Raw genomic sequence first — 22,455 nt, 5'->3', positions numbered from 1 at the left:
CTAGGCGGGCCGCTGGAGCACCGTCATGCTCCGGTCCACCAGGGTCAGCCGGTCCCCGGCCTGGACCTTGCGGCCGGTGCCCCGGGCCACCGCCTCCGGGTCCGCGGTGTCGACGACCACCTGCCACTGCCGTCCGTGGTCGACCGGCACCACGAACTCCAGCGGCCGGGGCGAGGCGTTGAACAGCAGAAGGAAGGAGTCGTCCGCGATCCGCTCCCCGCGCGGGCCGGGCTCCGAGATCGCGTTGCCGTTGAGGAACACCGACAGCGCCGACGCCTGCGCCCGGTCCCAGTCCCGCTGGGTCATCTCCTGGCCCTCCGGGGTGAACCAGACGATGTCCGACAGCTCGTCGTGGGTGCCCTCCACGGGCCGCCCGTGGAAGAAGCGGCGCCGCCGGAAGACGGGATGCTCCTTGCGCAGCCACACCAGCGCGCGCGTGAAGTCCAGCAGCTCGCTGCCGTCCTCCGGCCAGTGCACCCAGGCCAGCTCGCTGTCCTGGCAGTAGGCGTTGTTGTTGCCCCGCTGGGTGCGCCCGAACTCGTCCCCGTGGCTGATCATGGGCACGCCCTGGGACAGCATCAGGGTCGCCACGAAGTTCCGCATCTGCCGGGCCCGCAGCTCCAGCACCTGCGGGTCGTCGCTCTCGCCCTCGGCCCCGCAGTTCCAGGACCGGTTGTGGCTCTCGCCGTCCCGGTTGTCCTCCCCGTTGGCCTCGTTGTGCTTGTCGTTGTACGACACCAGGTCGTGCAGGGTGAACCCGTCGTGGCAGGTCACGAAGTTGATGGAGGCCAGCGGGCGGCGCCCGTCGTCCTGGTAGAGGTCGGACGAGCCGGTCAGCCGGGAGCCGAACTCCGCGAGCGTGCGCTGCTCGCCCCGCCACAGGTCGCGCACGGTGTCCCGGTACTTGCCGTTCCACTCCGTCCACAGCGGCGGGAAGTTGCCCACCTGGTAGCCGCCCTCGCCCACGTCCCACGGCTCGGCGATCAGTTTCACCTGTGACACCACCGGATCCTGCTGCACCAGGTCGAAGAACGACGACAGCCGGTCCACCTCGTGGAACTGCCGGGCCAGGGTCGCCGCCAGGTCGAAGCGGAACCCGTCGACGTGCATCTCGGTGACCCAGTACCGCAGCGAGTCCATGATCATCTGGAGTACGTGCGGGGACCGCATCAGCAGCGAGTTCCCGGTGCCCGTGGTGTCGGTGTAGAAACGGCGGTCCTCCGACAGCCGGTAGTAGCGCTCGTTGTCGATGCCCCGGAAGGACAGCGTCGGCCCCAGGTGGTTGCCCTCGGCGGTGTGGTTGTAGACCACGTCGAGGATCACCTCGATCCCCGCCGCGTGCAGCGCCCGCACCGCCGACTTGAACTCCAGCACCTGCTGGCCCCGGTCGCCCCAGGAGGCGTACGCGTTGTGCGGGGCGAAGAAGCCGACGGTGTTGTAGCCCCAGTAGTTGTTCAGGCTCATGTCGACCAGTCGGTGGTCGTTGACGAACTGGTGCACCGGCATCAGCTCCAGCGCCGTCACCCCGAGCTTGGTCAGGTGTTCGATCACCGCCGGGTGGGCGAGCCCCGCGTAGGTGCCGCGCAGCTCCTCCGGCAGCCCCGGGTGGCGCATGGTCAGGCCCTTCACATGGGCCTCGTAGATCACCGTGCGGTGGTACTGGGTGCGCGGCAGCCGGTCGTCGCCCCAGTCGAAGTACGGGTTGACCACCACCGACGTCATGGTGTGCGGCGCGGAGTCCAGGTCGTTGCGCCGGTCGGGGGCGCCGAAGTGGTAGCCGTACACCTCCTCGCCCCAGCGCACCGACCCGGCGACCGCCTTCGCGTACGGGTCCAGCAGCAGCTTCGCCGAGTTGCAGCGCAGCCCGCGCGCGGGATCGTAAGGGCCGTGCACACGGAAGCCGTAGCGCTGCCCCGGCATGATGCCCGGCACGTACGCGTGCCGCACGAACGCGTCGCTCTCCCGCAGTTCCACCGCCGTCTCCGAGCCGTCGTCGTGCAGCAGACACAGCTCCACTCGGTCCGCGGCCTCCGTGAAGACCGCGAAATTCGTTCCGGCACCGTCGTACGTGGCACCGAGGGGGTACGCCTCTCCAGGCCAGACCTGCATGACACGACTCTTTCAGGTGTGCCGTCGCGCCGGGGGCGCCTTGAGGTCGAGTCTCCCCGAAAGTGAGGGAACCACCTGCGACTTACGTCCCTCTTACCTGACGACCTGTGCATACGCCGGCATACGGCGTATGCCGAACCAGTGGGGCAGACGGACATACTCCCGGGCAGCAGGGGGAGTAGGGGGCAATTGTGCGCACGACAGTGCGCCGCCACCTGGGCAAGGTGGTGGCGGGTACGGCTCTCGCGGTGGCCGCGACAGCCGTGATGGTCGGGATCACTCTCCCGGGCACGGCGGGGGCGGACGACACCGGAGGCAGCAAGACCGGACAGACGACAGGACAGGCGGCGGCCGGCGACCAGGGCGGCACGGTGCAGCCCGGTGTGGTCGAGCAGGCCCCCGCCGAGGGTGAGAAGGGCACGGGCAGCGACCCGCTCACCGACGACGAGCTGAAGCGGGTCGAGCGGATCGCGCTCAGCCGGCAGCTCTTCAACGCCAGCCAGGACGTCGAGGGCGACCGAGGCCCGCAGCGCCTCGGCGTGGACCTCGCCGCGCCCGAGGCCGACGAGGTGGACGACCCCGACGCGCCCCGGCGCGCCGACGTGACGTTCTACGACTACAAGAACGACACCGTCGTCACCAAGACCGTGAACCTCGACACCGGCAAGGTCGAGAACACCGCCACGCAGAGCGGAGTGCAGCCGCCGCTGAGCAACGCCGAGCAGAACGAGGCGGCCCGGCTGCTGATCGCCGACCCGCTCGGCGCCGGCCTGCGCGCCGACTACCAGGACGCCACCGGCAAGAAGCTCACCGCCCCGGACCAGCTCCAGCTCGCGAGCATGATCTACCGGGCGGTACCGGGGGCCCAGCCGTCCGCGCTGGACGTGTGCGGACAGCACCGCTGCGTGCGTCTGCTGCCGAAGGTGAAGAACGGCCCGTGGATCGACGCGAGGTCCCTGGTGATCGATCTCAGCGCCGGCAAGGTCGTCGAGCTCGACGGCTGAGCCGTCCTCTCCGAGTCCACTTTTCCCACTCACTTCTCCTGTCCTAGGAGTCATGTCCTCATGCGCGTGAACCACATCAGCCGCACCCGCAAGGGAGCGGCCGTCGGCCTGTCCCTGGCCGCGCTGGCCGCCGGCGCGACCGCCGGGGCGGGTCCCGCCGTCGCCCAGCCGAAGGCGGCCCCCGCGCCCGCCGCGGACTGCAGCGCGGCCTACCGCATCGAACAGAAGCTCTCCACCGGCACGACCTGGCGCATGTGCTGGCGCTACGAGGCCAAGTCCGGGCTCATCCTGGAGAAGGTCACCTACCAGCCGCCCGGCGAGCCCAAGCCGATCCGGGTCCTCACCAGCGCCAAGCTCGCCCAGATCCACGTCCCTTACGACGACGGCAAGAACGAGTACAACGACGTCACGGACTACAACTTCGGCGCCGGCCTGGTGAATCTGGCGCCCGCCGAGTGCCCGGGCGGCACCATCAAGACGGTGAAGGTCCCCGAGTCGTTCAACGAGAACCCGAACGTCAAGGGCCTGTGCACCACGACCCGTTCGCGCGGCCACGCCTACCGGATGCAGGCCGAGAACAACAAGGTCTACCAGGCCCAGGGCAAGGACCTGCTGATCTACACGGTCAACAAGGTCGGCTGGTACGAGTACATGACCGAGTGGCGCTTCTCCGACGACGGCACGGTCAACATGAACGTCGGCGCCACCGGCAGCCTTTCGCCCTTCGACTACGACGCCGGCGACGGCCGCGGCTGGCCGATAGGCAAGGGCGCCCAGGCCAAGGCCACCAGCCACAGCCACAACGTCTTCTGGCGGCTCGACTTCGGCCTCGACGGCTCCTCCGCCAACAAGATCGAGCAGTACGACTCCGTGGTCAGCCCGCCGGCGAGCGGCCAGCAGGGCCCGACCAACAAGACCACCCGCACCCCGGTCACCAAGGAACTCGCGGGCGACGCCAAGAACATGCGCTGGTGGCGCGTGGTCAGCAACACCGGCAAGAACAAGGACGGCCACCAGCGCTCGTACGAGCTCGTCCCCGGTGCCACCACCAAGTACTCCGGACGCGCCTTCACCAAGCACGACGTGTACTTCACCGAGTACAACAAGTGCGAGATGTACGCCAACAACAACCCCCTCGCCTGCGGCACGGGACACCCGAAGTCCGTGGACAAGTGGGTCGACGGACAGACCCTCAAGCACCCGGTGGCCTGGGTGAACGTGGGCTTCCACCATGTCGCGCGCGACGAGGACCAGCAGCCCATGCCGGTCCACTGGCAGGGCTTCTCCATCGCCCCCCGGGACGTCACCGCTATGAATCCGCTCACTCCGCCGGCGCTCGCCGACCAGAACGGTCGCCCGAACACCGGCAGTTGAGAAACGACCTGCCCATCCGGCTGCACCGCCGACCGCTCCCGGAGTACCCTTCCTTGATCGTTGGCACAGGGAGAGCTCGGGGGAGCGGAAGGCGGTGCTTGGGTGGGCTCGGGAGGGCTGGAGCTGCCCCCTGGTGACGAGAGTCACGAGGGGGGCTCCGCAGACGTCCCGCCCGGCACGGTGTCCCTGGCCCGGCCGATGGAGGCCAACTCCATCGGACCGGAGCTGGACTGGGACGCAGACGCCTGGCGCGAGGTACGCACCCGCGCCCAGCGGGCCGGCCGGGCCTACATCTGGCTGAACCTGGTCGAACAGCGGCTGCGTGCCGTCGTGGCCGCCGTTCTGCGACCCATCTACGAACCCGTCCACGGCGACGACTGGGTGGTCGCCGCGGCCGGCCCCGCCGGGCAGGAATGGGTGCAGCGCGCGGTGGCCGTGCGTGAAGTCAGTCGCCGCAAGGGCTACTTGCTCGACCCGGCCGACGACAACGTCATCTCCTTCCTCACGCTGCCGCAGCTGCGCGAGCTGATGGTGCAGCACTGGCCCTGCTTCGAGCCGTACTTCGACGAGCGCCGCGACGTCGAACTCGCCCTGGACGAGCTGGAGGTGACGCGCAATGTCGTCTCCCGCAACCGGGCCCTGTCCGAAGCCGTCCTCGGCCAGGCCGAACGGGCCTCCGCGCGGCTGCTGGAGATGCTCGGCACCGGCGGCGACGTGCCCTCCGCGCGCCGGCTGCCGGTCGACGCGGTCGAGGACCTCGTCGGCGACCGGTACGCGGACGTGGTCGCCGTCCACTCCGACCGGGTACGGCTGCTGCGCCAGTTCCCCGCAGAGGACATCTTCGACGGCTCCCGCCGCATCGACGCCATCGGCATCGGCCTCAACCTGCTCGTGCAGAACTTCTCCGGCCGCCGGCTGGTCCGTCTCGCCGAGGCCGGCGCCCGCGTCCGGCTGCTCTTCCTCAACCCGGCCTCCAGCGCGGTCAAGCGCCGCGAACGCGAACTCGGCATGAAGCGCGGAGAGTTGAGCCGCGCCGTGGAGATGAACATCCTGCACATGCGCCGGGTCCGCTCCCGGCTGCGCGACCCGGGCGCCTTCCAGATCCAGGTGTACGACGAGACCCCCCGCTTCACCGCCTACCTCGTCGACGGCGACGGCAGCGACGGCATCGCCGTCGTCCAGTCCTATCTGCGACGGATGCGCGGCATGGAGGCGCCCGTCCTGGTGCTGCGCAACGGCAACCGGGTGGTCAAACCGGGCGAGGTGGACGAAGGGGGGCTTTTCGCGGCATACCGCGAGGAGTACGAGCTGGCTTGGGCTGATTCGCGCCCTGTGTCCTGAAGTATCGCTCTCTCCCGTTAAGCGGAACGCGGTCCTCTGATTGTCAGTGGCCCATGGGAAGGTGGAGACCACTGGGGGAAGCACCACCAAGAAGGGGGGCCACCATGGCCTGGTACCAGGAGCTGCTGATCGGCTTCGACCTGGAGACGACCGGGACGGATCCGCGCGAGGCGCGCATCGTCACGGCGGCCGTGATCGAGGTCAGGGACGGGCAGGTCCTGGGGCGCCGGGAATGGCTGGCGGACCCGGGCGTGGAGATCCCGGCGGACGCGGTCGCGGTCCACGGCATCAGCAACGAACGGGCGGCGGCCGAGGGCCGCCCCGCCGACCAGGTGGCGGACGCCCTCGCCGACGTCCTGACGGGCTACTGGCGCACCGGCGTCCCGGTCGTCGCCTACAACGCCGCCTTCGACCTCACTCTCCTCACCGCCGAGCTGCGCCGCCACGGCCTGCCGTCCCTGCGCGACCGCCTGGGCGGCCTGGATCCGGCACCGGTCGTCGACCCGTACACCATCGACCGCTGGGCCGACCGCTACCGCCGCGGCAAGCGCAACCTCGAAGCGGTCTGCGCCGAGTACGGCATCGCCCTCGACTCCGCCCACGACGCCTCCGCCGACGCCCTCGCCGCCGCCCGGCTGGCCTGCGCGATAGCCCACCGCCACCCCAAGGTGGCGGCCCTCGGCCCGGCCGAACTGCACCGCCGCCAGATCACCTGGTACGCCGAGTGGGCGGCGGACTTCCAGAGCTTCCTGCGCCGCAAGGGCGAGACGGACGCCGTGGTGGACGGGGTCTGGCCGGTCCGGGAGCCGGCCGACAGCCCCACCGCGTGACTCCCGCTCAGAAGGGATACCAGCGCACCGCCTCGTCCCCGTCCCGCAGGGACGCCACCCGGCGCACGAACTCCGCCCGCGCCCCGGGATTCGTGGGCGCGTGCTGGGCCACCCAGGCACAGCTCGCCGTCTCGCGCGCGCCGCGCAGCACCGCGCACCCCTCCCACTCCCGCACATCCCAGCCGTAGGCCTCGGCGAAGGCGTCGTACGCCTCGGCGGGCAGCCCGTAGCGGTCCCGCGAGAGCGCCATCACCACCAGATCGTGCTCGCGCAGATCGGCGGAGACGGTCTCCAGGTCGACCAGGACCGGGCCGTCGGGGCCGACATGCACATTGCGGGGCAGCGCGTCGCCGTGGATCGGGCCCGGCGCCAGCCGCGGGGCGAGGGCCGCGGCCGCCACGGCGAACCCGTCACGGCGCTCGCGCAGAAAGTCCGCGTCCGCCGGGTCGATCGCCTCGCCCGCGAGCCGCAGCCAGCGCTCCACCCCGGACAACAGATCGCGCGGCGGCAGCCCGAAGGACGGCGCGGGCAGCGCGTGCACCAGGCGCAGCAGTTCGGCCAGATCCCGAGGGCCGGCGGGCCGCACCGGGTCGGGCAGCCGGTGCCACACGGTCACCGGGTGCCCCTCCACCAACAGCGGCTCCGGCTCCGCCGCCCGCACCGCGGGGACGCCCGCGTCCGCCAGCCATGCCGCGATGTCCAGCTCACGCCGGGCCCGGTCGAGGAGCTCGGCGGCCCGGCCCACCTTCACCACCAGGTCACCGGCGGCGAACACCGCGTTCTCGCCCAGGGCGAGGAGCCGCGCGTCCACCGCCCGGCCGGGCAGCACCCCCGCCGCGCCCAGTACGTCCCGCGCCCTTGCCTCGTCCATCGTCCGCCTCCGTGTCGTGCCCGGCCCGCTCGCCGGGATGCCGCCGGGATCCGGCCATCCGGCGGCCAGTCTCGCATTCGCACAGGTCGGACGGTGTGTGCGGTGTCTTGACGGCGTACCCCGCCTTCACGACCATGGCCAGGCCCGTCACCGTCGCGGGAAGGGGGCCGTTTCGTGTCGTCGGCGACCGCAAGGAGACGGACCGTCCGCCGCGCGCCCGCCACCGGCCCACCCCGCGCCACCGCCGACCGGGGCGCCTGGTTCCTCGTGCTGCCCGCGCTGATCCCCATCCTGCTGCTGAGCGTCGGCCCGCTGCTGTACGGGATCCTGCTGGCCTTCACCGACGCCCAGTCCGGCCGCACCGCGCCCACCCGGTGGATCGGCGGCCTCAACTTCCGGGACCTCCTGCACGACACCCTGTTCTGGGAGTCGTTCCGGATCGGCCTGGTCTGGGCGGTCGGGGTGACCGTCCCGCAGTTTCTCCTCGGCCTCGGCCTGGCCCTGCTCCTCGACCAGGACCTCCGGCTGGGCCGGCTGGCCCGCGTGCTCGCGATCGTTCCCTGGGCGATGCCCGAGGTCGTCGTCGGCATCATGTGGCGTCTCGTCTACCACCCGGACGCCGGCATCCTCAACGAGACCTTCCGCGACCTGGGCCTGGGCGACGGCCGGGACTGGCTCAGCGGGTTGGCGACCGCCCTGCCCGCGGTGATCGTCGTCGGCGTGTGGGCGGGCCTGCCGCAGACGACGGTCACCCTGCTCGCCGGCCTCCAGAACACCCCGCGCGAACTCCACGAGGCCGCCGCCGTCGACGGCGCGGGCGCCTGGCGCCGCTTCCGCACGGTCACCTGGCCCGCCCTGAAGCCCATCGCCCTCGCGATCACCGCCCTGAACTTCATCTGGAACTTCAACTCCTTCGCCCTGGTCTACGTGCTCACCGGCGGCGGACCCGGCGGCCGCACCTGGCTGCCCATGCTCTTCGCCTACGAAGAGGCCTTCCGTTACGGCCAGTTCGGCTACGCGGCCGCCATGGGCTGCGTGATGGTCGCGGTGATCTCGGTGTTCCTGGCCCTCTTCCTGGTGGGCCGGCTCAGGGGAGGCGACGACACATGAGGACCCGTCCCGCGGCCCGGGCCGGCCAGTACGCCGCGCTGCTCGCCTACCTCGTCTTCCTCGCCTTCCCGCTCCTGTGGCTGCTGTCCACCGCCTTCAAGCCGCCCCGCGAACTGGGCAGCCTGCACCCCACCTGGATCCCCGAGGGCCCCACCCTCGCCAACTTCCGCCAGGCCTTCGACGAACAGCCCCTCCTGCGGGCCGCGTTCAACTCCCTGCTCGCCGCGCTCGGCGCCGCCGTGATCGCCGTGGCCGTCGCCACGCCGATGGCGTACGTCATGGCCCGGCGGCGCACCCTGCTCGCCCGCGCCGCCACCGGCTGGGTGGTGGTCAGCCAGGCGTTCCCGTTCGTGCTGGTGATCATCCCGCTGTTCCTGGTGCTGAAGAACCTGCGGCTGATCGACTCCCTTCCGGGGCTGGTCCTGGTCTATGTGGTGTGGGCGCTGCCGTTCGCCCTGTGGATGCTCACCGGGTACGTCCGGGCCGTGCCCGTGGAGCTGGAGGAGGCGGCGGCGATCGACGGCGCAGGGCGGCTGCGCACCCTGGTGTCGGTGACGGCACCGCTGCTGGCGCCGGGGATCGTCGCGACCGCGCTGTTCGCCTTCATCACCGCGTGGAACGAGTTCTTCTTCGCGCTGGTGCTGCTGAAGACGCCCGGGAAACAGACGCTGCCGGTCGTCCTCACCCACTTCATCGGGGCGGAGGGCGTGGCCGACCTGGGGCCGCTGGCCGCCGCCGCCTTCCTCGCCACGCTCCCCTCGCTGGTCGTCTTCGCGGTCATCCAGCGCCGGATCACGGGCGGGATGCTCACCGGGGCGGTGAAGAGCTGATGCGGAGCCGATGGGTGTGTGCGGTGCTTCTGCTGCTCGTCGCCGGCTGCTCCTCGGGCGGAGGGACACGCGACGACGACCGGATCACGCTCCGGTTCCAGTCCCTGGCCTGGCAGGAGGAGTCCGTCGCGGCCAACAAGGACCTGGTGGAGGAGTGGAACGCGACCCACCCGGACGTCAAGGTCGAGTACGTGCAGGGGAGCTGGGACAGCGTCCACGACCAGCTGCTCACCTCCTTCGAGGGCGGTGAGGCCCCGGACGTCATCCACGACGCCTCCGACGACCTCGCCGACTTCGCCTACGGCGGCTACCTCGCCGACCTGACCGGCCTCCTGCCGGACCGCCTCACCTCCGACATCCCGCCCCACAGCTGGCGGACGACGACCTTCGGCGACGGGATCTACGGCGTGCCGTTCCTCCAGGAACCACGGGTCCTGATCGCCGACGCGACCCGGCTCAAACGCTCCGGGGTGCGGATCCCGACGCCCGAACACCCCTGGACCTGGCCGGAGTTCGCGGCGGTCACCCGGCAGCTGAGCGGCGACGGGAAGTACGGCATCGCCTGGCCGCTGAAGGACCCGGTCTCCGCCACCCTCAACCTGTCCCTGTCCTCGGGCGGCCGGCTGTTCCACCGCGGCGCCGACGGCAAGGTGACCGTCCGCTTCGAGGCCGGCGACGAGGTCGTCCCGCGCACCGTCCGGGACCAGGTCGGCACCGACCGCAGTGCCTCGCCCACCACCCTGGGCAGCGGCGGATCGGACACCCTGCCGGGCTTCTTCGGCGGGAGGTACGCGATGGTCCCGCTCGGCTTCTCCTACCGCCAGCAGATCGTCCAGCAGGCGCCCGAGGGCTTCGACTGGCAGGTGCTGCCCGCCCCGGCCGGCGCCGACGGGCTCGCCCAGGGCGTCAGTCCGCAGACGCTGTCCGTCGCCGAGGACAGCCCGCACAAGAAGGAGGCCGTCGCCTTCGTCGACTTCCTGCTCCGGCCGCCGAACATGGTCCGGCTGGCGCTCGGCGACTGGATGCTGCCCACCGGCACCGAGGCGCTGAAGGACCCCGCCCTGCACACGGCCGAGAACGACTGGGCCACCGGCACCGCCCTCGCCGCGCACCTGCGCCCGGCGCCCGCCCAGTCGGTGCGCGGTTACCCGGAGTGGAAGGACAAGGTGGCCACCCCCGCCTTCCAGGAGTACTACAGCGGCGCGATCGACCTGGACGAGCTGCGCACCCGGCTGGAGCGAGACGGAAACCTGGTGCTCGCGCGCTACCAGCGCTGATTCCCGACCCCTGTGCGCAGGCGCCCGCCCGCTCCGGCCAAAAGCGGTTGTACGAGACGTCTCGTCTCGCTTAGGCTCGACGGCATGACCAGTCCCGCTCACATCGCCATGTTCTCCATCGCCGCCCACGGCCACGTGAACCCCAGCCTGGAGGTGATCCGCGAACTCGTCGCACGCGGGCACCGCGTCACCTACGCCGTCCCGCCCGTGTTCGCCGAGAAGGTCGCCGCCACCGGTGCCGAGGTGAAACCGTGGCACTCCACCCTGCCCTCGCCCGACGACGATCCGGCCGCCTGGGGCACCACCCTCCTCGACAACGTCGAACCCTTCCTGGCCGACGCGATCCAGGCCCTGCCCCAGCTGATCGACGCGTACGACGGGGACGAGCCCGACCTCGTCCTGCACGACATCGCCTCCTACCCGGCCCGCGTCCTCGCCCACCGCTGGCGCGTGCCCGCGGTCTCCCTCTCGCCCAACCTCGTCGCCTGGGAGGGCTACGAGAAGGAGGTCGCCGAACCGCTGTGGGCGGAGCCGAGGGAGACCGCCCGGGGAAAGGCCTACTACGCCCGTTTCCACGCCTGGCTGGAGGAGAACGGCATCACCCTGCACCCCGATCCGTTCGCCGGCCGGCCCGACCGGTCGATCGTCCTGATCCCCAGGGCGCTGCAACCGCACGCCGACCGGGTCGACGAGACCGTCCACAGCTTCGTCGGCGCCTGCCAGGGCGACCGTGCCGCCGAGGGGGAGTGGACACGGCCGGCCGGCGCCGAGAAGGTCGTCCTGGTCTCCCTGGGTTCGGCCTACACCAGGCAGCCGGACTTCTACCGGGAGTGCGTGCGCGCCTTCGGTGACCTGCCCGGCTGGCACCTGGTGCTCCAGACCGGCCGGCATGTCGGTCCCGCCGACCTGGGCAACGTACCGGAGAACGTCGAAGTACGTTCCTGGGTACCGCAGTTGGCGATCCTGAAGCAGGCCGACCTGTTCGTCACCCACGCCGGCGCCGGCGGCAGTCAGGAGGGACTGGCCACCGCCACCCCGATGATCGCCGTACCGCAGGCCGTGGACCAGTTCGGCAACGCGGACATGCTGGTCGGCCTCGGGGTCGCCCGACGGCTGGACACCCAGGACGCGACCGCCGAGGCGCTGCGGGCGGCCGCCCTCGCCCTCGTCGACGACCCGGAGGCGGCCCGTCGGCTGAAGGGCATCCGCGCGGAGATGGCCGAAGAGGGCGGCACCCGCCGGGCGGCCGACCTCATCGAGGCGGAACTGCCGCGCAGGTAGGCCGCTGCGCCCGTGCACGACGGAGAGGGCCCGTCGACTCCCCCGGGAGGTCGACGGGCCCTCTCTTTCGACAGCGGTGCCGGACGTGTCAGACGCCGACCCGCTCGCCCTCGTCGTCCCGCGCCGCCGGTGCGACCGCCTCCGGCGACTCGTCGTGCGTGAGGTCGGGCAGCCAGCGCAGCCACGACGGCAGGTACCAGTTGCGCTCACCCAGCAGCGCCATCACCGCCGGGAGCAGCACGCCCCGGATGATCGTCGCGTCGATCAGCACCGCGGCCGCCAGGCCCACACCCATCTGCTTCATGGACTGCATGGACAGCGTTCCGAAGATCGCGAAGACGGCGACCATGATGACGGCCGCGCTGGTCACGACTCCGGCCGTGGTGACGACCCCGTGCTTGATGGCGTCGTTCGTGCTCCGCCCCCGCAGCCGCGCCTCACGGATCCGGGAGACCACGAACACGTGGTAGTCCATCGACAGGCCGAACAGGATCACGAAGAGGAACAGCGGCAGCCAGGTGATGATGGCGCCGACGCCCTCCGCACCCACCAGCGAGGCACCCCAGCCGTGCTGGAAGACGGCGACGAGGATGCCGTACGCGGCGCCCACCGACAGCAGGTTGAGCACGATCGAGGTGATCGCGACCGTCAGCGAGCGGAACGACAGCAGCATCAGCGCGAAGGCGAAGACCACGACGAACGCGAAGACCGGGGCGACCGCTCCGGCCAGCTGGTCGTTGAAGTCCTGCGAACCGGCCACCTGCCCGGTGATCGGCGCCTGGACGCCGTCGACCTTGCCGAGCGTGGCGGGCCGCACCTCGTCGCGCAGCTTGGTCAGGCTCTCGCCCGCCTTGTCCAGGTCGGAGCCACCGACCAGCGGCACATACACATAGGCGATGTTCTGCGCGTCGTGCATCTTGATCTCGACCGGGCCGCGCGAGGCACCCGAGCTGACCGCCTGCTCCTTGAACTGCGCGAGCGCGCCGCGGACGTCGGCGGCGTTGATGTCGTCCGCCTTGACGACCATCTCGGCCGGCTCGGAGCCGCCCGGGAACGCCTCGTTGACCCGGTTGTAGGTCTGCACGATGGGCAGCGAGTCGCCGAACTCCTGGTCCAGGGTGAGGTTCTGGGTCTTCATGCCGACCGCGGGAGCGGCGATGGCGAGCAGCGCTCCGGCCGCCACCAGGACCGAGACGAGCGGCCGGGCGAGGACGCCCTTCAGGACGGCCGACCAGAAGCGGCTCTCCCCGTTGCCGTTCTTGCGGCTGCGACGCAGGAACGGTATCCGCCCCTTCTCCACGCGCTCACCGAGCAGCGACAGCAGCGCCGGAAGCACGGTCACCGAGCCGACCATGGCGACCGCCACCACCATCAGGGAGGCCAGACCCATCGCCTCGAACGTGGCGAGCCCGGTGAACAGCATGCCCGCCATCGCCACGCACACCGTGACACCGGAGACGATCACGGCCCGGCCGCTGGTCGCGGCGGCGATCCGCAGAGCGGTCTCCGGGTCCCGTCCCGCCGCCCGCTCCTCGCGCTCGCGGCGCAGGTAGAACAGGCAGTAGTCGACGCCCACGGCCAGACCCACGAGCAGCATCACCGAGCTGGCGGTGTCGTCCATCGGCTGGAAGTGGCTGACGATGCTCATCAGGCCCATCGTCGCCATGATCGCGGTGATCGCGAGCGCCACCGGCACCAGGGCCGCGACCAGCGCGCCGAAGGCGATCAGCAGGATGCCCAGGGCCACCGGCACCGCGGAGTACTCGGCCTGCTGGAAGTCGTCGCCGAACGCGTCGTCGAACGTCTTCATCATGCTGGCGCCGCCGATCTCCTCGATCCGCAGCGACGCGTGGTCCTTCTGAACCCCCTCGACGGCCTTCAGCACCGGCTCGACCCGCTCGCCCGCGGTGTCCGACTCGCCGCGCATGTCGAACTGCACCAGCGCGCTGTGGCCGTCCTTCGAGATGGTCTGCGTGTCGTACGGCGAGCTGACGTCCGTGACCTTGCCGGTCGCGTCGACCGCCGCGACGACCGCGGCGACGGCGTCCCGGAACTCGGGGTCCGTGGCCTTGACGGAGCCGTCCTTCGACTGGACGAGGACCGTCTCACTGGCCGGCTCCTCGATCCCGGCGTCCTCGATGATCCTGGCGGCCGTGTGCGTCTCGCCCTTGAGCTGGTCGCTCTCCTTGACCTCGACCGTGCCCGCCGCCGAGCCGATCCCCATGGCCAGGACGACGAACAGGACCCAGATGCCGACGGCAGCCCATCGGTGGCGTGCGCTCCAGCCGCCGGCCCGGGCCGCCAGGCCCCGTACCCGCGTGTCTTGGTTCCCCATGATGGGCGTGCCCCCTCGTGAGCGGTGACAGCCCCCTGCCGCCACCTTTCGTTTCGAAGGTATGGCCCGGATAAGGCCATCTCGTCGTACTGCCCGGTGAAGTACCCGACGGCCGAGTCCTCCGCTCGGAGCGCCCTCTCTCACCGCAGGGGAGGACGTGGCCCCTTACATCTATCCGGCGATCTCGGGGGCGGCCGCCTTAGGGTGGGGCGTATGGCGACGATGTACGCGGCCTTGCTGCGCGGTATCAACGTGGGCGGCAACCGCAAGATCCCGATGGCCGAGCTGCGCGCTCTCCTGGAGGAGACCGGCTACGACGACGTCCGCACGTACCTCCAGAGCGGCCAGGCCGTCTTCTCCTGCGCGCACGGCGACGAGGACAGCCTCGCCGCCGAGCTGGGGGAGGCGATCGAGCGGCATTTCGGCTTCGGGGTCGACGTGCTGGTGCGCGGCCACGCCTATCTGAGGGCGATCGTCGAGGCCTGTCCGTTCCCGGCCGCCGAACTGGAGGCCAAGCAGCTCCACGTCACCTACTTCTCGGCGCCCGCCGAGGCGGAGCGCTTCGCGGAGATCGACCAGGAGGCCTTCCTCCCCGAGGAGTTCCGCCTCGGCGACCGCGCCCTCTACCTGTACGCCCCCGACGGCCTGGGCCGCTCCAAGCTCGCCGAGCAGCTCGCCCGGCCCCGGCTGACCAAGGGCCTGATCGCCACCACCCGCAACTGGAACACCGTGGTCAAGCTCGTCGAGCTGACAGAGTGACCCGCCGGACGCCGTCGTAGGTGGTGTACGAGGTGATCTCGTCCGGCACGGCCAGCCGGGGATCCTCGTACAGCCGGCGCAGCTCGTCCTCGCCCGAGGCCGCGGCGACCACGTCGATCACGGCGAGATCCTCCCCGGTGAGCGAGCCGTCGTCCAGGACCGCCCGGCCCCAGTCGTCCCAGGGCAGCACCTCGACCCCGTTGAGTGCGGCCAGGTCCCTGCGCACACCGGCACGCACGAACCACAGGCCCGTGTACGTCAGACCCCCGATCCCGTTGAGGTCCCGCACCCCGAACGACTCCGGGTCGGCCCGGCCCTCCCGGCACATCCGCCAGGCCTCGACGGCCCGCAGGAACGCGTCGCCCGGCACGTCCATCGGGTCGAAGGGCACGTCGTACCCGTGGTGGACCTGCGGGTCGGCCAGCCGCCGACTCCCGTCCGGGGCCAGGTACTCGGTCACCCAGTGGTCGGCGTGGAAGCCCTCGTCGAAGTAGGTTGCGAAACCGCAGCGGATCCGGGCCGGCGTGCCCGTGGCCCGCAGCAACGAGCAGTGCAGCAGCGCGAAGTCCCGGCAGGTGCCGACGAACCGCTCCTCGGGCGGCCGCGGTTCGGTGAGCGGCCTGTCCGAGCGGGCGCGCAGGATGCGCAGCAGCTCGCCGACGTACCGCGACTCGGCGTCGTCGCGCAGCCGTTGCTCCGGGATGACATGACCGAAGCGTCCGCCCTCGCCCCGATGGATGATCAGATCACGTACGACGCGGGCCAGTCGGCCCGGGTCGCGGGGGAGGGTGCCGGCGCGCAGGCCGAGGCCGCCAGAGTCGCCGGGGTCGCTGTAGGGCGTCTGCTTCAGGTACCTGAGGTGGAAGTCGTCCATGCGGCGCACCCTCGGCCTTGCCCCTGGGGGAAGGTCAACCCGGTGGCCTAGGTCCCGGGCGAGCCCTCCGCGATCTCCCGACCGGCCGGGGAGCAGACACCCGCGTGTGCGAGGCTCGTCCCATGCGCTACATCATCATCGGGGCAGGGGCGGTCGGCGGTGCCGTCGGGGGACGGCTGGCGGAGGCCGGGCAGGAGGTCGTGCTGGTCGGGCGTGGCCCGCACCGGGCGGCGCTCGCGGAGGGCGGACTGCGCCTGCGGGTGCCGGAGGGCGAACTGACCCTGCGCCTGCCCGTGGTGGCGGGCCCCGGCGAACTGGGCCCGCTGCGCGCCGACGACGTCCTCGTCCTCGCCGTCAAGACACAGGACAGCGAGGCGGCGCTCCAGACCTGGGGTCCGGCCCCTGTCGAGGGCGGCGGCACGGCGGCCGAGCGGCTGCCGCTGCTCTGCGCGCAGAACGGCGTGGAGAGCAGGCGCCTCGCCCTGCGCCGCTTCCGCCAGGTGTACGGCGTCTGCGTCTGGCTGCCCTCCACCCATGTGGAGGCCGGCGTCGTCTCCGCTCCCTGTGCCCCGCTCACCGGCATCCTGCACCTGGGCCGCCATCCGCACGGCACCGACGACACCGTCCGCCGGATCGCCGCCGACCTGGAGAAGGCGCACTTCGAGGCCCCGGTCGTCCCGGACGTGGCGCGCTGGCAGTACGCGAAGCTGCTGTCCAACCTCGGAAACGCCGTGGAGGCGGTGAGCGGACCGGTCGACGGCCCGGTGGCCGAGGCGCTGCTCGCGCGGGTGCGGGCGGAGGGCACGGCCGCGCTCGACGCGGCCGGGATCGGGTACGTGAGCGCCGAGGAACAGCGGGCGGTCCGCGGCGACAAGGTCACGCTCGTCCCGCTCGACGGCGCCCCGCGCGGCGGCGGCTCGTCCTGGCAGTCCCTCAGCCGGGGCGTCGGCACCATCGAGGCCGACTACCTCAACGGCGAGATCGCCCTCCTCGGCCGCCTGCACGGCGTACCGACCCCGCTGAACGAACTCCTCCAGCACCTCGCCAACACGTTCGCCCGCGAACGCAGGGTGCCCGGCTCCCTGCCGGTGGCGGAGCTGGTCCGGCTGGCCGAGGAGGCGGAGGCGGCGGCCGGCTGACGGCACGGCGGCGAAGCGGTCACGGGAGGAAGGGCGTCGGCGACACCACCGACGCCCGCTTCGACGGACGGGACGAAACCCTCAGGCCCCCACCGCGGCCAACGCCGACAGACCGGGAGCGATCCGGGCCTCGTCGTACCGCTCCAGCAGCAGCCGTGCCACCTCGGGTGCCGGGCCCAGCACCTCGGCCAGGACGTCCGCCTCGGCGGCGCCCCGCGCGATACGGTCCGGCAGGAAGCCGGGGGCCAGGACGTACGGGGCGACGGCGACCCGGGCACAGCCCAGCGCCCGCAACGCGCGCACCGCGTCCTCGGTGCGTGAGAACCCCGCGGGAGAACCAGCGGAGGCGAACGCGGGCCGCACGGCGCACCAGCCGGTGTGCCGCCACTCCCGCGCGATTTCTGCGATCACCGCGATCGCCTCCGGGTCGGTGGACCCCGCCGAGGCCAGGACGACCCCGGTCGAGGACTTGTCGGCGGGCGTCAGCCCCGCCTCGTACAACCGCCGTTCCAGGGCGGACAGCAGCAGCGGGGACGGGCCCAGCACCTCGGCCTGCCGGATCCGCAGCCGCGGCGGCGCGTCCCGCAGGACCGCCGGGATGTCCGCCTTGGCGTGGAACGCCCGGGTCAGCAGCAGCGGAAGGGCGACCACGTCACGGACGCCCTCCGCCGCCAGCGACTCCAGCACCCCGTGCACGGACGGGAGGGTGAAATCCAGGAAACCGGTCTCCACCCGCAGCCCCGGCCGCAGCGACCGTACCCGCCGGACGAGGGCGTGGACGGTCGCGGCGTGCCGCGGATCACGGCTGCCGTGGGCGATGACGAGCAGAACGGGTTTCCGGTGCATGGGACGGCCTCAGCTCTTCACCAGCAGACCGCGGCTGCGCAGCACCCGCCGCTCCAGCGGGCTGAAGATCAGCAGGTCGATGGCGATGCCGACGAACAGGATCAGGATGATGGCCTCGAACACCATGGACATCGAGCTGGCGTTGCGGCCGTTCTCCAGCAGCGCGCCCAGGCCGATGCCGAGGTCCGGCGAGGAGGCGATGATCTCCGCCGCCATCAGCGAGCGCCAGGAGAACGCCCAGCCCTGCTTCACGCCCGCCAGGTAGCCCGGCAGCGCGGCCGGCAGGACGATGTGCCAGGCACCCTTGAGGCCGGTGGCGCCCATCGTGCGGCCCGCCCGCAGGAACAGCGGCGGCACCTGGTCGATGCCGGAGACGAGACCGTTGGCGATGGACGGCACCGCGCCCAGCAGGATGACCGCGTACATCATCGAGTTGTTCAGGCCCAGCCACAGCACGGCCGGCGGCACCCACGCCACCGACGGCAGCGACTGGAGGCCGGACAGGATCGGGCCGATCGCGGCGCGCACGAACTTCACCCGCGCCACCAGCAGACCCAGCGGGGTACCGATGGCCAGCGCGAACAGGAAGCCGAGCAGACCGCGCGAGACGCTGGTCCAGATGTACTCGAGAAGCCTGCCCTCCAGCCAGGCCTCCTTGAACTCGTCCCCGACGTCGGAGGGCGAGGGCAGCTTGCCCGGATCGTCGACGATGTTGAACGTGATCAGGGCCTGCCAGACCACGATCACGACGGCGATCGCGACGATCGGCGGCAGGATCTTGTTGACGAAGGTCTGCCGGAAGGACGTACGGCCGACGACACCGCTCTCCAGCGCGTCCAGGCCCGCCTCCACCGAGGCGATCTGCTGGTCGCCCCCGGCGCCGGCGTCCGTCGTCTTCGTCTCAGTGCTGGCCATGACGGCGGATCTCCCCACGCAGGACTTCGGTGATCTCCAGGGACAGTTCGGCGACGGGGGCGTCCTCGATGCGGCGCGGCTGCGGAATGCCGACCGTCCACTCGCGCGCCACCCGGCCCGGCCGGGAGGACAGCAGGATGACGCGCTGCGCGAGGCGCACCGCCTCCCGCACGTTGTGCGTGACGAACAGGACGGACACCCCGGTCTCCTTCCAGATCCGGGTCAGCTCGTCGTGCAGCACATCACGCGTGATCGCGTCCAGTGCCGCGAACGGCTCGTCCATCAGCAGCAGCCGGGCGTCCTGCGCGAGGGCCCGCGCCAGCGCGACCCGCTGGCGCATACCGCCGGAGAGCTCGTGGACGCGCTTGCCGTACGAACCCTTCAGCCGCACCAGCTCGAGCAGCCGCTCGGCCCTCTCGCGCCGGTCGCTCTTCGGAACTCCCCCCAGTTTCAGGGCGAGTTCGATGTTCTTGCCCGCGGTCAGCCACGGGAACAGGGCGTGCTCCTGGAACATCAGAGCCGGACGCCCGTCGGTCGTGATGCTGCCCGAGGACGGGTCGTCGAGACCCGCCACCAGGTTCAGCAGTGTGGACTTGCCACAGCCGGAGGCCCCCAGGAGGGTGACGAACTCTCCCGGCGCGACATCGAGCGTGATGTCGTCCAGGACGAGCTGCTGTCCGGCGGGCCCGGCGAAGGACTTCGAGACGTGCTCGATGCGGGCGGCGTGCTCCACCGTCTCGGCACCGTCGGCCTTGGCGAGGGTGGTGGCCATGGTCGTCACCTCCTGGGAACTCTTCGGACTCTGGGGTTACTTGGCGCCGAGACCGGCGTCGGCGACCGTGCTCTCGCCCGCGGCCGTGAGGACCTTGTTGAGCAGGGTGAGGTCGTAGATGCCCTTCAGCAGCGGGTCCTCCAGCAGACCGGCCTTCACCGCGTGCTCGGCCTCGCTGTTCAGCGTGGAGGCCAGCGGGTCGTTGGTGAACTGGATCGACTTCCAGGCCGGGTCCAGGACGTCCGCGGGCAGCTCCTTGCCGGAGTCCACCTTCAGCTGCGCGTTCGCCGCGGCCTTCGCCTCGTCGGGGTTGGCGTTGATGAACTTGTTCGCCTCGACCGACGCCTTCAGCACCGCCTCGACGGCCTTCGGGTGCTCCGTGAGGAACTTCTGCGACACGATGATGTTCGTGATCACGAACTTCTTGTCGGGCCACAGGTCGGACTCGTCCAGCAGCACCTTGGCGCCCTCGGCGACCAGCTTGGACGCGGTCGGCTCCGGCACCCAGGCGCCGTCGATGGAACCGGACTTGTAGGCGTCCGGGGTGACCTTGTTGTCCGTGCGGATGACGGAGACGTCACCCTTGCCGCTCTCCGCGTCGACCTTCCAGCCCTGCTCGGAGATCCAGTTGAGCAGCGCCACGTCCTGCGTGTTGCCCAGCTGCGGGGTGGCGATCTTCTTGCCCTTGACGTCCTTCACGGACTTGATCTTGTCCGGGTTGACCACCAGCTTCACACCGCCGGACGCCGAACCGCCGATGATGCGCAGGTTCTTGCCCGCGGACTTGGTGTAGCCGTTGATCGACGGGGAGGGGCCGATCCAGCCGATGTCGATGGAACCGGAGTTCAGCGCCTCGATCTCGGACGGGCCGGCGTTGAAGACCTGGTACGCCGCCTTGGTGGCGCCGAGCTCCTTCTGGAAGTAACCCTTGTTCACCCCGACGAGGGCGGTGCCATGGGTCAGGTTGCCGAAGTAGCCGATCTTGACGGAGTCGAGTCCGTCGATCTTCTCCGCACCGGCGGCGACCTTCTGGCCGGACGAGTCGTCCTTGGCGTCGGAACCGTAGCCGCAGGCGGCGAGGGTCAGCAGGGGCAGAGCGGCCACGGCGGCGATGCCGCGGCGAAGAAAGCGGGAACGGGCTGCGCTGTTGGCAGGCACGGGAGGGGTTCCTCTCGTTGGCCCGGCGGTCACGGTCTTTCAGGTCGTGGCCGGGAAATCGGCAGAAGGTCTTCGTCGCTTCCGGGACGTCGGGTGGGGGGACGGGGCGCGCAGGCAGTGCGCGTACGTCAGAGCGCACATCGGGCCACCCCGCCCTGCCCGCTGCCGAGGGCGCCGCTGCCGACGCGGCCGCCCTCCTTCGCGAACGTCGCGTAGAAATCGGTCGGAGTCATGTCTCAGAAGTCCCAGCCGTCTTCGTCGGACTCGTCCTTGACCGGCTCCGGGGACGCGAACGACTCGCCGACCATGCCCGCGGTGAGCGTGGTGCCGTCGGCCGGGTCGATCAGGATGAACGAGCCCGTACGGCGCGAGTCCGCGTAGGCGTCCACCGGAAGCGGTTCCGCGGTGCGGATCTTCACCCGGCCGATGTCGTTGGCGACGAGCTGTCCCGGGTGCGGGTGCAGGGACAGGTCGTCGAGCGTGAGACGGGACGGGATGTCCTTGACGATCGCCTTGACCGTGCGGGTGCCGTGCTTGATCAGCACCCGGTGCCCGACGGCCAGCGGCTGGTCGGCGACGTGGCACACGGTGGCCTCGACGTCCTGCGTGGTGGCCGGCGCGTCCTTGCTGGGCACGATCAGGTCGCCGCGCGAGACGTCGATGTCGTCCGTCAGCAGCACGGTCACCGACTGCGTCGTCCACGCCGCGTCGACCGGCTCGCCCAGCAGGTCGATCCCGGAGATCGTCGTCGTACGCCCCGACGGCAGGACCGTCACGGCGTCGCCGACGCGGAAGGTGCCGGCGGCGATCTGGCCGGCGTAGCCCCGGTAGTCGGGGTGCTCGGTGGTCTGCGGCCGGATCACGTACTGCACGGGCAGCCGGGCGTGGCAGTGCGCCAGGTCATGGCTCACGGGAACGGTTTCGAGGTGTTCCAGGACGGTCGGGCCGCCGTACCAGTCCATGTTCGCGGACGGCTCCACGACGTTGTCACCGGCGAGCGCGGAGATCGGGATCGCGGTGACCTCCGGGACGCCCAGCTCCAGCGCGTACGCCGTGAACTCCTCGGCGATCGCGGCGAACACCGATTCCCGGTAGTCGACCAGGTCCATCTTGTTCACCGCGAGGACGACGTGCGGGACCCGCAGCAGGGCCGCGATCGCCGCGTGCCGGCGGGTCTGCTCGACGACTCCGTTGCGCGCGTCGACCAGGACCACGGTCAGTTCGGCGGTGGAGGCGCCGGTGACCATGTTGCGGGTGTACTGCACGTGGCCGGGGGTGTCGGCGAGGATGAAGCGGCGGCGGGGGGTGGCGAAGTAGCGGTAGGCGACGTCGATGGTGATGCCCTGCTCGCGTTCGGCGCGCAGTCCGTCGGTGAGGAGGGCGAGGTCGGGGCCTTCCTGGCCGCGGCTCGCCGAGACGCGTTCGACGGCTTCCAGCTGGTCGGTGAGGACCGATTTGGAGTCGTGCAGGAGCCGTCCGACGAGCGTGGACTTGCCGTCGTCGACGGAGCCGGCGGTGGCGAACCGCAGGAGGGTCGTGGCCGAGAGTTCCTCGGCGGTGATCGTGCTCATGCTTAGAAGTACCCCTCGCGCTTGCGGTCTTCCATCGCGGCTTCGGAGAGTTTGTCGTC

General features: G+C 71.1%; 18 protein-coding genes and 1 pseudogene. 10 read left to right on the top strand and 9 right to left on the bottom strand.

The features are described 5' to 3' along the window. Window positions 1-2,109, bottom strand: coding sequence for a glycogen debranching protein GlgX (gene glgX / locus IE275_RS31965; RefSeq protein WP_189715618.1), 2,109 nt, complete (start codon window positions 2,107-2,109; stop codon window positions 1-3). Window positions 2,110-2,300: 191 nt separating this feature from the next. On the opposite strand from glgX, the gene IE275_RS31960 reads away from it, so the two are divergent. The 4 genes from IE275_RS31960 to IE275_RS31945 all read left to right on the top strand — a co-directional run bounded on the left by IE275_RS31960 (window position 2,301) and on the right by IE275_RS31945 (window position 6,658). Further along, entirely contained in the window at window positions 2,301-3,113 is an 813-nt protein-coding gene (locus IE275_RS31960) for a Tat pathway signal sequence domain protein (RefSeq protein WP_189715616.1), read from the top strand. Window positions 3,114-3,173: 60 nt separating this feature from the next. Next, complete coding sequence (locus IE275_RS31955; RefSeq protein WP_189715614.1) at window positions 3,174-4,487, top strand: copper amine oxidase; 1,314 nt, start codon at window positions 3,174-3,176, stop codon at window positions 4,485-4,487. A gap of 102 nt (window positions 4,488-4,589) precedes the next feature. Then, on the top strand, window positions 4,590-5,828 hold the full coding sequence (locus IE275_RS31950) for a DUF5919 domain-containing protein (RefSeq protein WP_189715612.1): 1,239 nt from the start codon (window positions 4,590-4,592) through the stop codon (window positions 5,826-5,828). A 104-nt stretch (window positions 5,829-5,932) separates the two neighbouring features. After that, complete coding sequence (locus IE275_RS31945) at window positions 5,933-6,658, top strand: 3'-5' exonuclease (RefSeq protein ID WP_189715610.1); 726 nt, start codon at window positions 5,933-5,935, stop codon at window positions 6,656-6,658. Between the two features lie 7 nt (window positions 6,659-6,665). On the opposite strand, the gene IE275_RS31940 is transcribed toward IE275_RS31945, so the two are convergent. Continuing rightward, window positions 6,666-7,529: a phosphotransferase enzyme family protein gene (locus IE275_RS31940; protein WP_189715608.1), complete on the bottom strand. Its 864-nt coding sequence runs from the start codon at window positions 7,527-7,529 to the stop codon at window positions 6,666-6,668. Between the two features lie 174 nt (window positions 7,530-7,703). Here IE275_RS31940 and IE275_RS31935 point away from each other — a divergent pair, with 174 nt between their 5' ends. From IE275_RS31935 to mgt, 4 genes and pseudogenes are all read left to right on the top strand, one after another. Next, on the top strand, window positions 7,704-8,639 hold the full coding sequence (locus IE275_RS31935) for a carbohydrate ABC transporter permease (protein WP_189715606.1): 936 nt from the start codon (window positions 7,704-7,706) through the stop codon (window positions 8,637-8,639). Next, a complete protein-coding gene (locus IE275_RS31930; RefSeq protein WP_189715604.1) occupies window positions 8,636-9,469 on the top strand; it encodes a carbohydrate ABC transporter permease in 834 nt (277 codons plus the stop codon). The genes IE275_RS31935 and IE275_RS31930 overlap by 4 nt, the downstream gene beginning before the upstream one ends. Then, a complete protein-coding gene (locus IE275_RS31925; protein WP_189715602.1) occupies window positions 9,469-10,746 on the top strand; it encodes an ABC transporter substrate-binding protein in 1,278 nt (425 codons plus the stop codon). Before IE275_RS31930 ends, IE275_RS31925 begins: the two co-directional genes overlap by 1 nt. Beyond that, a pseudogene (gene mgt, locus IE275_RS31920) lies at window positions 10,746-12,027 on the top strand (macrolide-inactivating glycosyltransferase). Before IE275_RS31925 ends, mgt begins: the two are co-directional and overlap by 1 nt. An 88-nt stretch (window positions 12,028-12,115) precedes the next feature. Here the strand turns inward: mgt and IE275_RS31915 are convergent. Continuing rightward, window positions 12,116-14,362 (bottom strand): MMPL family transporter, encoded by a 2,247-nt coding sequence (locus IE275_RS31915; RefSeq protein ID WP_189715598.1) that lies wholly within the window; start codon window positions 14,360-14,362, stop codon window positions 12,116-12,118. Between the two features lie 213 nt (window positions 14,363-14,575). On the opposite strand from IE275_RS31915, the gene IE275_RS31910 reads away from it, so the two are divergent. Then, the gene (locus IE275_RS31910; RefSeq protein ID WP_189715597.1) at window positions 14,576-15,121 is read left to right on the top strand and encodes a DUF1697 domain-containing protein; all 546 of its coding nucleotides are present in this window, start codon (window positions 14,576-14,578) and stop codon (window positions 15,119-15,121) included. Here IE275_RS31910 and IE275_RS31905 read toward each other — a convergent pair. Beyond that, entirely contained in the window at window positions 15,096-15,995 is a 900-nt protein-coding gene (locus IE275_RS31905; protein WP_189715595.1) for a transglutaminase domain-containing protein, read from the bottom strand. The genes IE275_RS31910 and IE275_RS31905 overlap by 26 nt on opposite strands. 122 nt (window positions 15,996-16,117) lie before the next feature. Here IE275_RS31905 and IE275_RS31900 point away from each other — a divergent pair, with 122 nt between their 5' ends. After that, the gene (locus IE275_RS31900) at window positions 16,118-17,134 is read left to right on the top strand and encodes a ketopantoate reductase family protein (RefSeq protein WP_189715593.1); all 1,017 of its coding nucleotides are present in this window, start codon (window positions 16,118-16,120) and stop codon (window positions 17,132-17,134) included. Window positions 17,135-17,215: 81 nt separating this feature from the next. Here the strand turns inward: IE275_RS31900 and IE275_RS31895 are convergent, their stop codons facing one another. The 5 genes from IE275_RS31895 to IE275_RS31870 all read right to left on the bottom strand — a co-directional run bounded on the left by IE275_RS31895 (window position 17,216) and on the right by IE275_RS31870 (window position 22,396). Next, window positions 17,216-17,980, bottom strand: a complete 765-nt coding sequence (locus IE275_RS31895; RefSeq protein WP_189715591.1) for a sirohydrochlorin chelatase — start codon at window positions 17,978-17,980, stop codon at window positions 17,216-17,218. A 9-nt stretch (window positions 17,981-17,989) separates the two neighbouring features. Next, the gene (locus IE275_RS31890; RefSeq protein WP_189715590.1) at window positions 17,990-18,895 is read right to left on the bottom strand and encodes an ABC transporter permease; all 906 of its coding nucleotides are present in this window, start codon (window positions 18,893-18,895) and stop codon (window positions 17,990-17,992) included. Then, a complete protein-coding gene (locus IE275_RS31885; protein WP_189715589.1) occupies window positions 18,882-19,667 on the bottom strand; it encodes an ABC transporter ATP-binding protein in 786 nt (261 codons plus the stop codon). Before IE275_RS31885 ends, IE275_RS31890 begins: the two co-directional genes overlap by 14 nt. 36 nt (window positions 19,668-19,703) lie before the next feature. Next, window positions 19,704-20,825, bottom strand: a complete 1,122-nt coding sequence (locus IE275_RS31880) for an aliphatic sulfonate ABC transporter substrate-binding protein (protein WP_189715588.1) — start codon at window positions 20,823-20,825, stop codon at window positions 19,704-19,706. Between the two features lie 236 nt (window positions 20,826-21,061). Further along, window positions 21,062-22,396 carry a sulfate adenylyltransferase subunit 1 gene (locus tag IE275_RS31870; RefSeq protein ID WP_189715586.1) on the bottom strand — a complete coding sequence of 445 codons (1,335 nt, stop codon included), beginning with the start codon at window positions 22,394-22,396 and terminating at the stop codon, window positions 21,062-21,064. Window positions 22,397-22,455: the final 59 nt, after the last annotated feature.

The organism is Streptomyces phaeofaciens (genome assembly GCF_014648915.1).
Classification (GTDB): Bacteria; Actinomycetota; Actinomycetes; order Streptomycetales; family Streptomycetaceae; genus Streptomyces; species Streptomyces phaeofaciens.
Note: the sequence above shows the minus strand (reverse complement) of the source record. Positions and strands in the feature narration are given on the sequence as shown.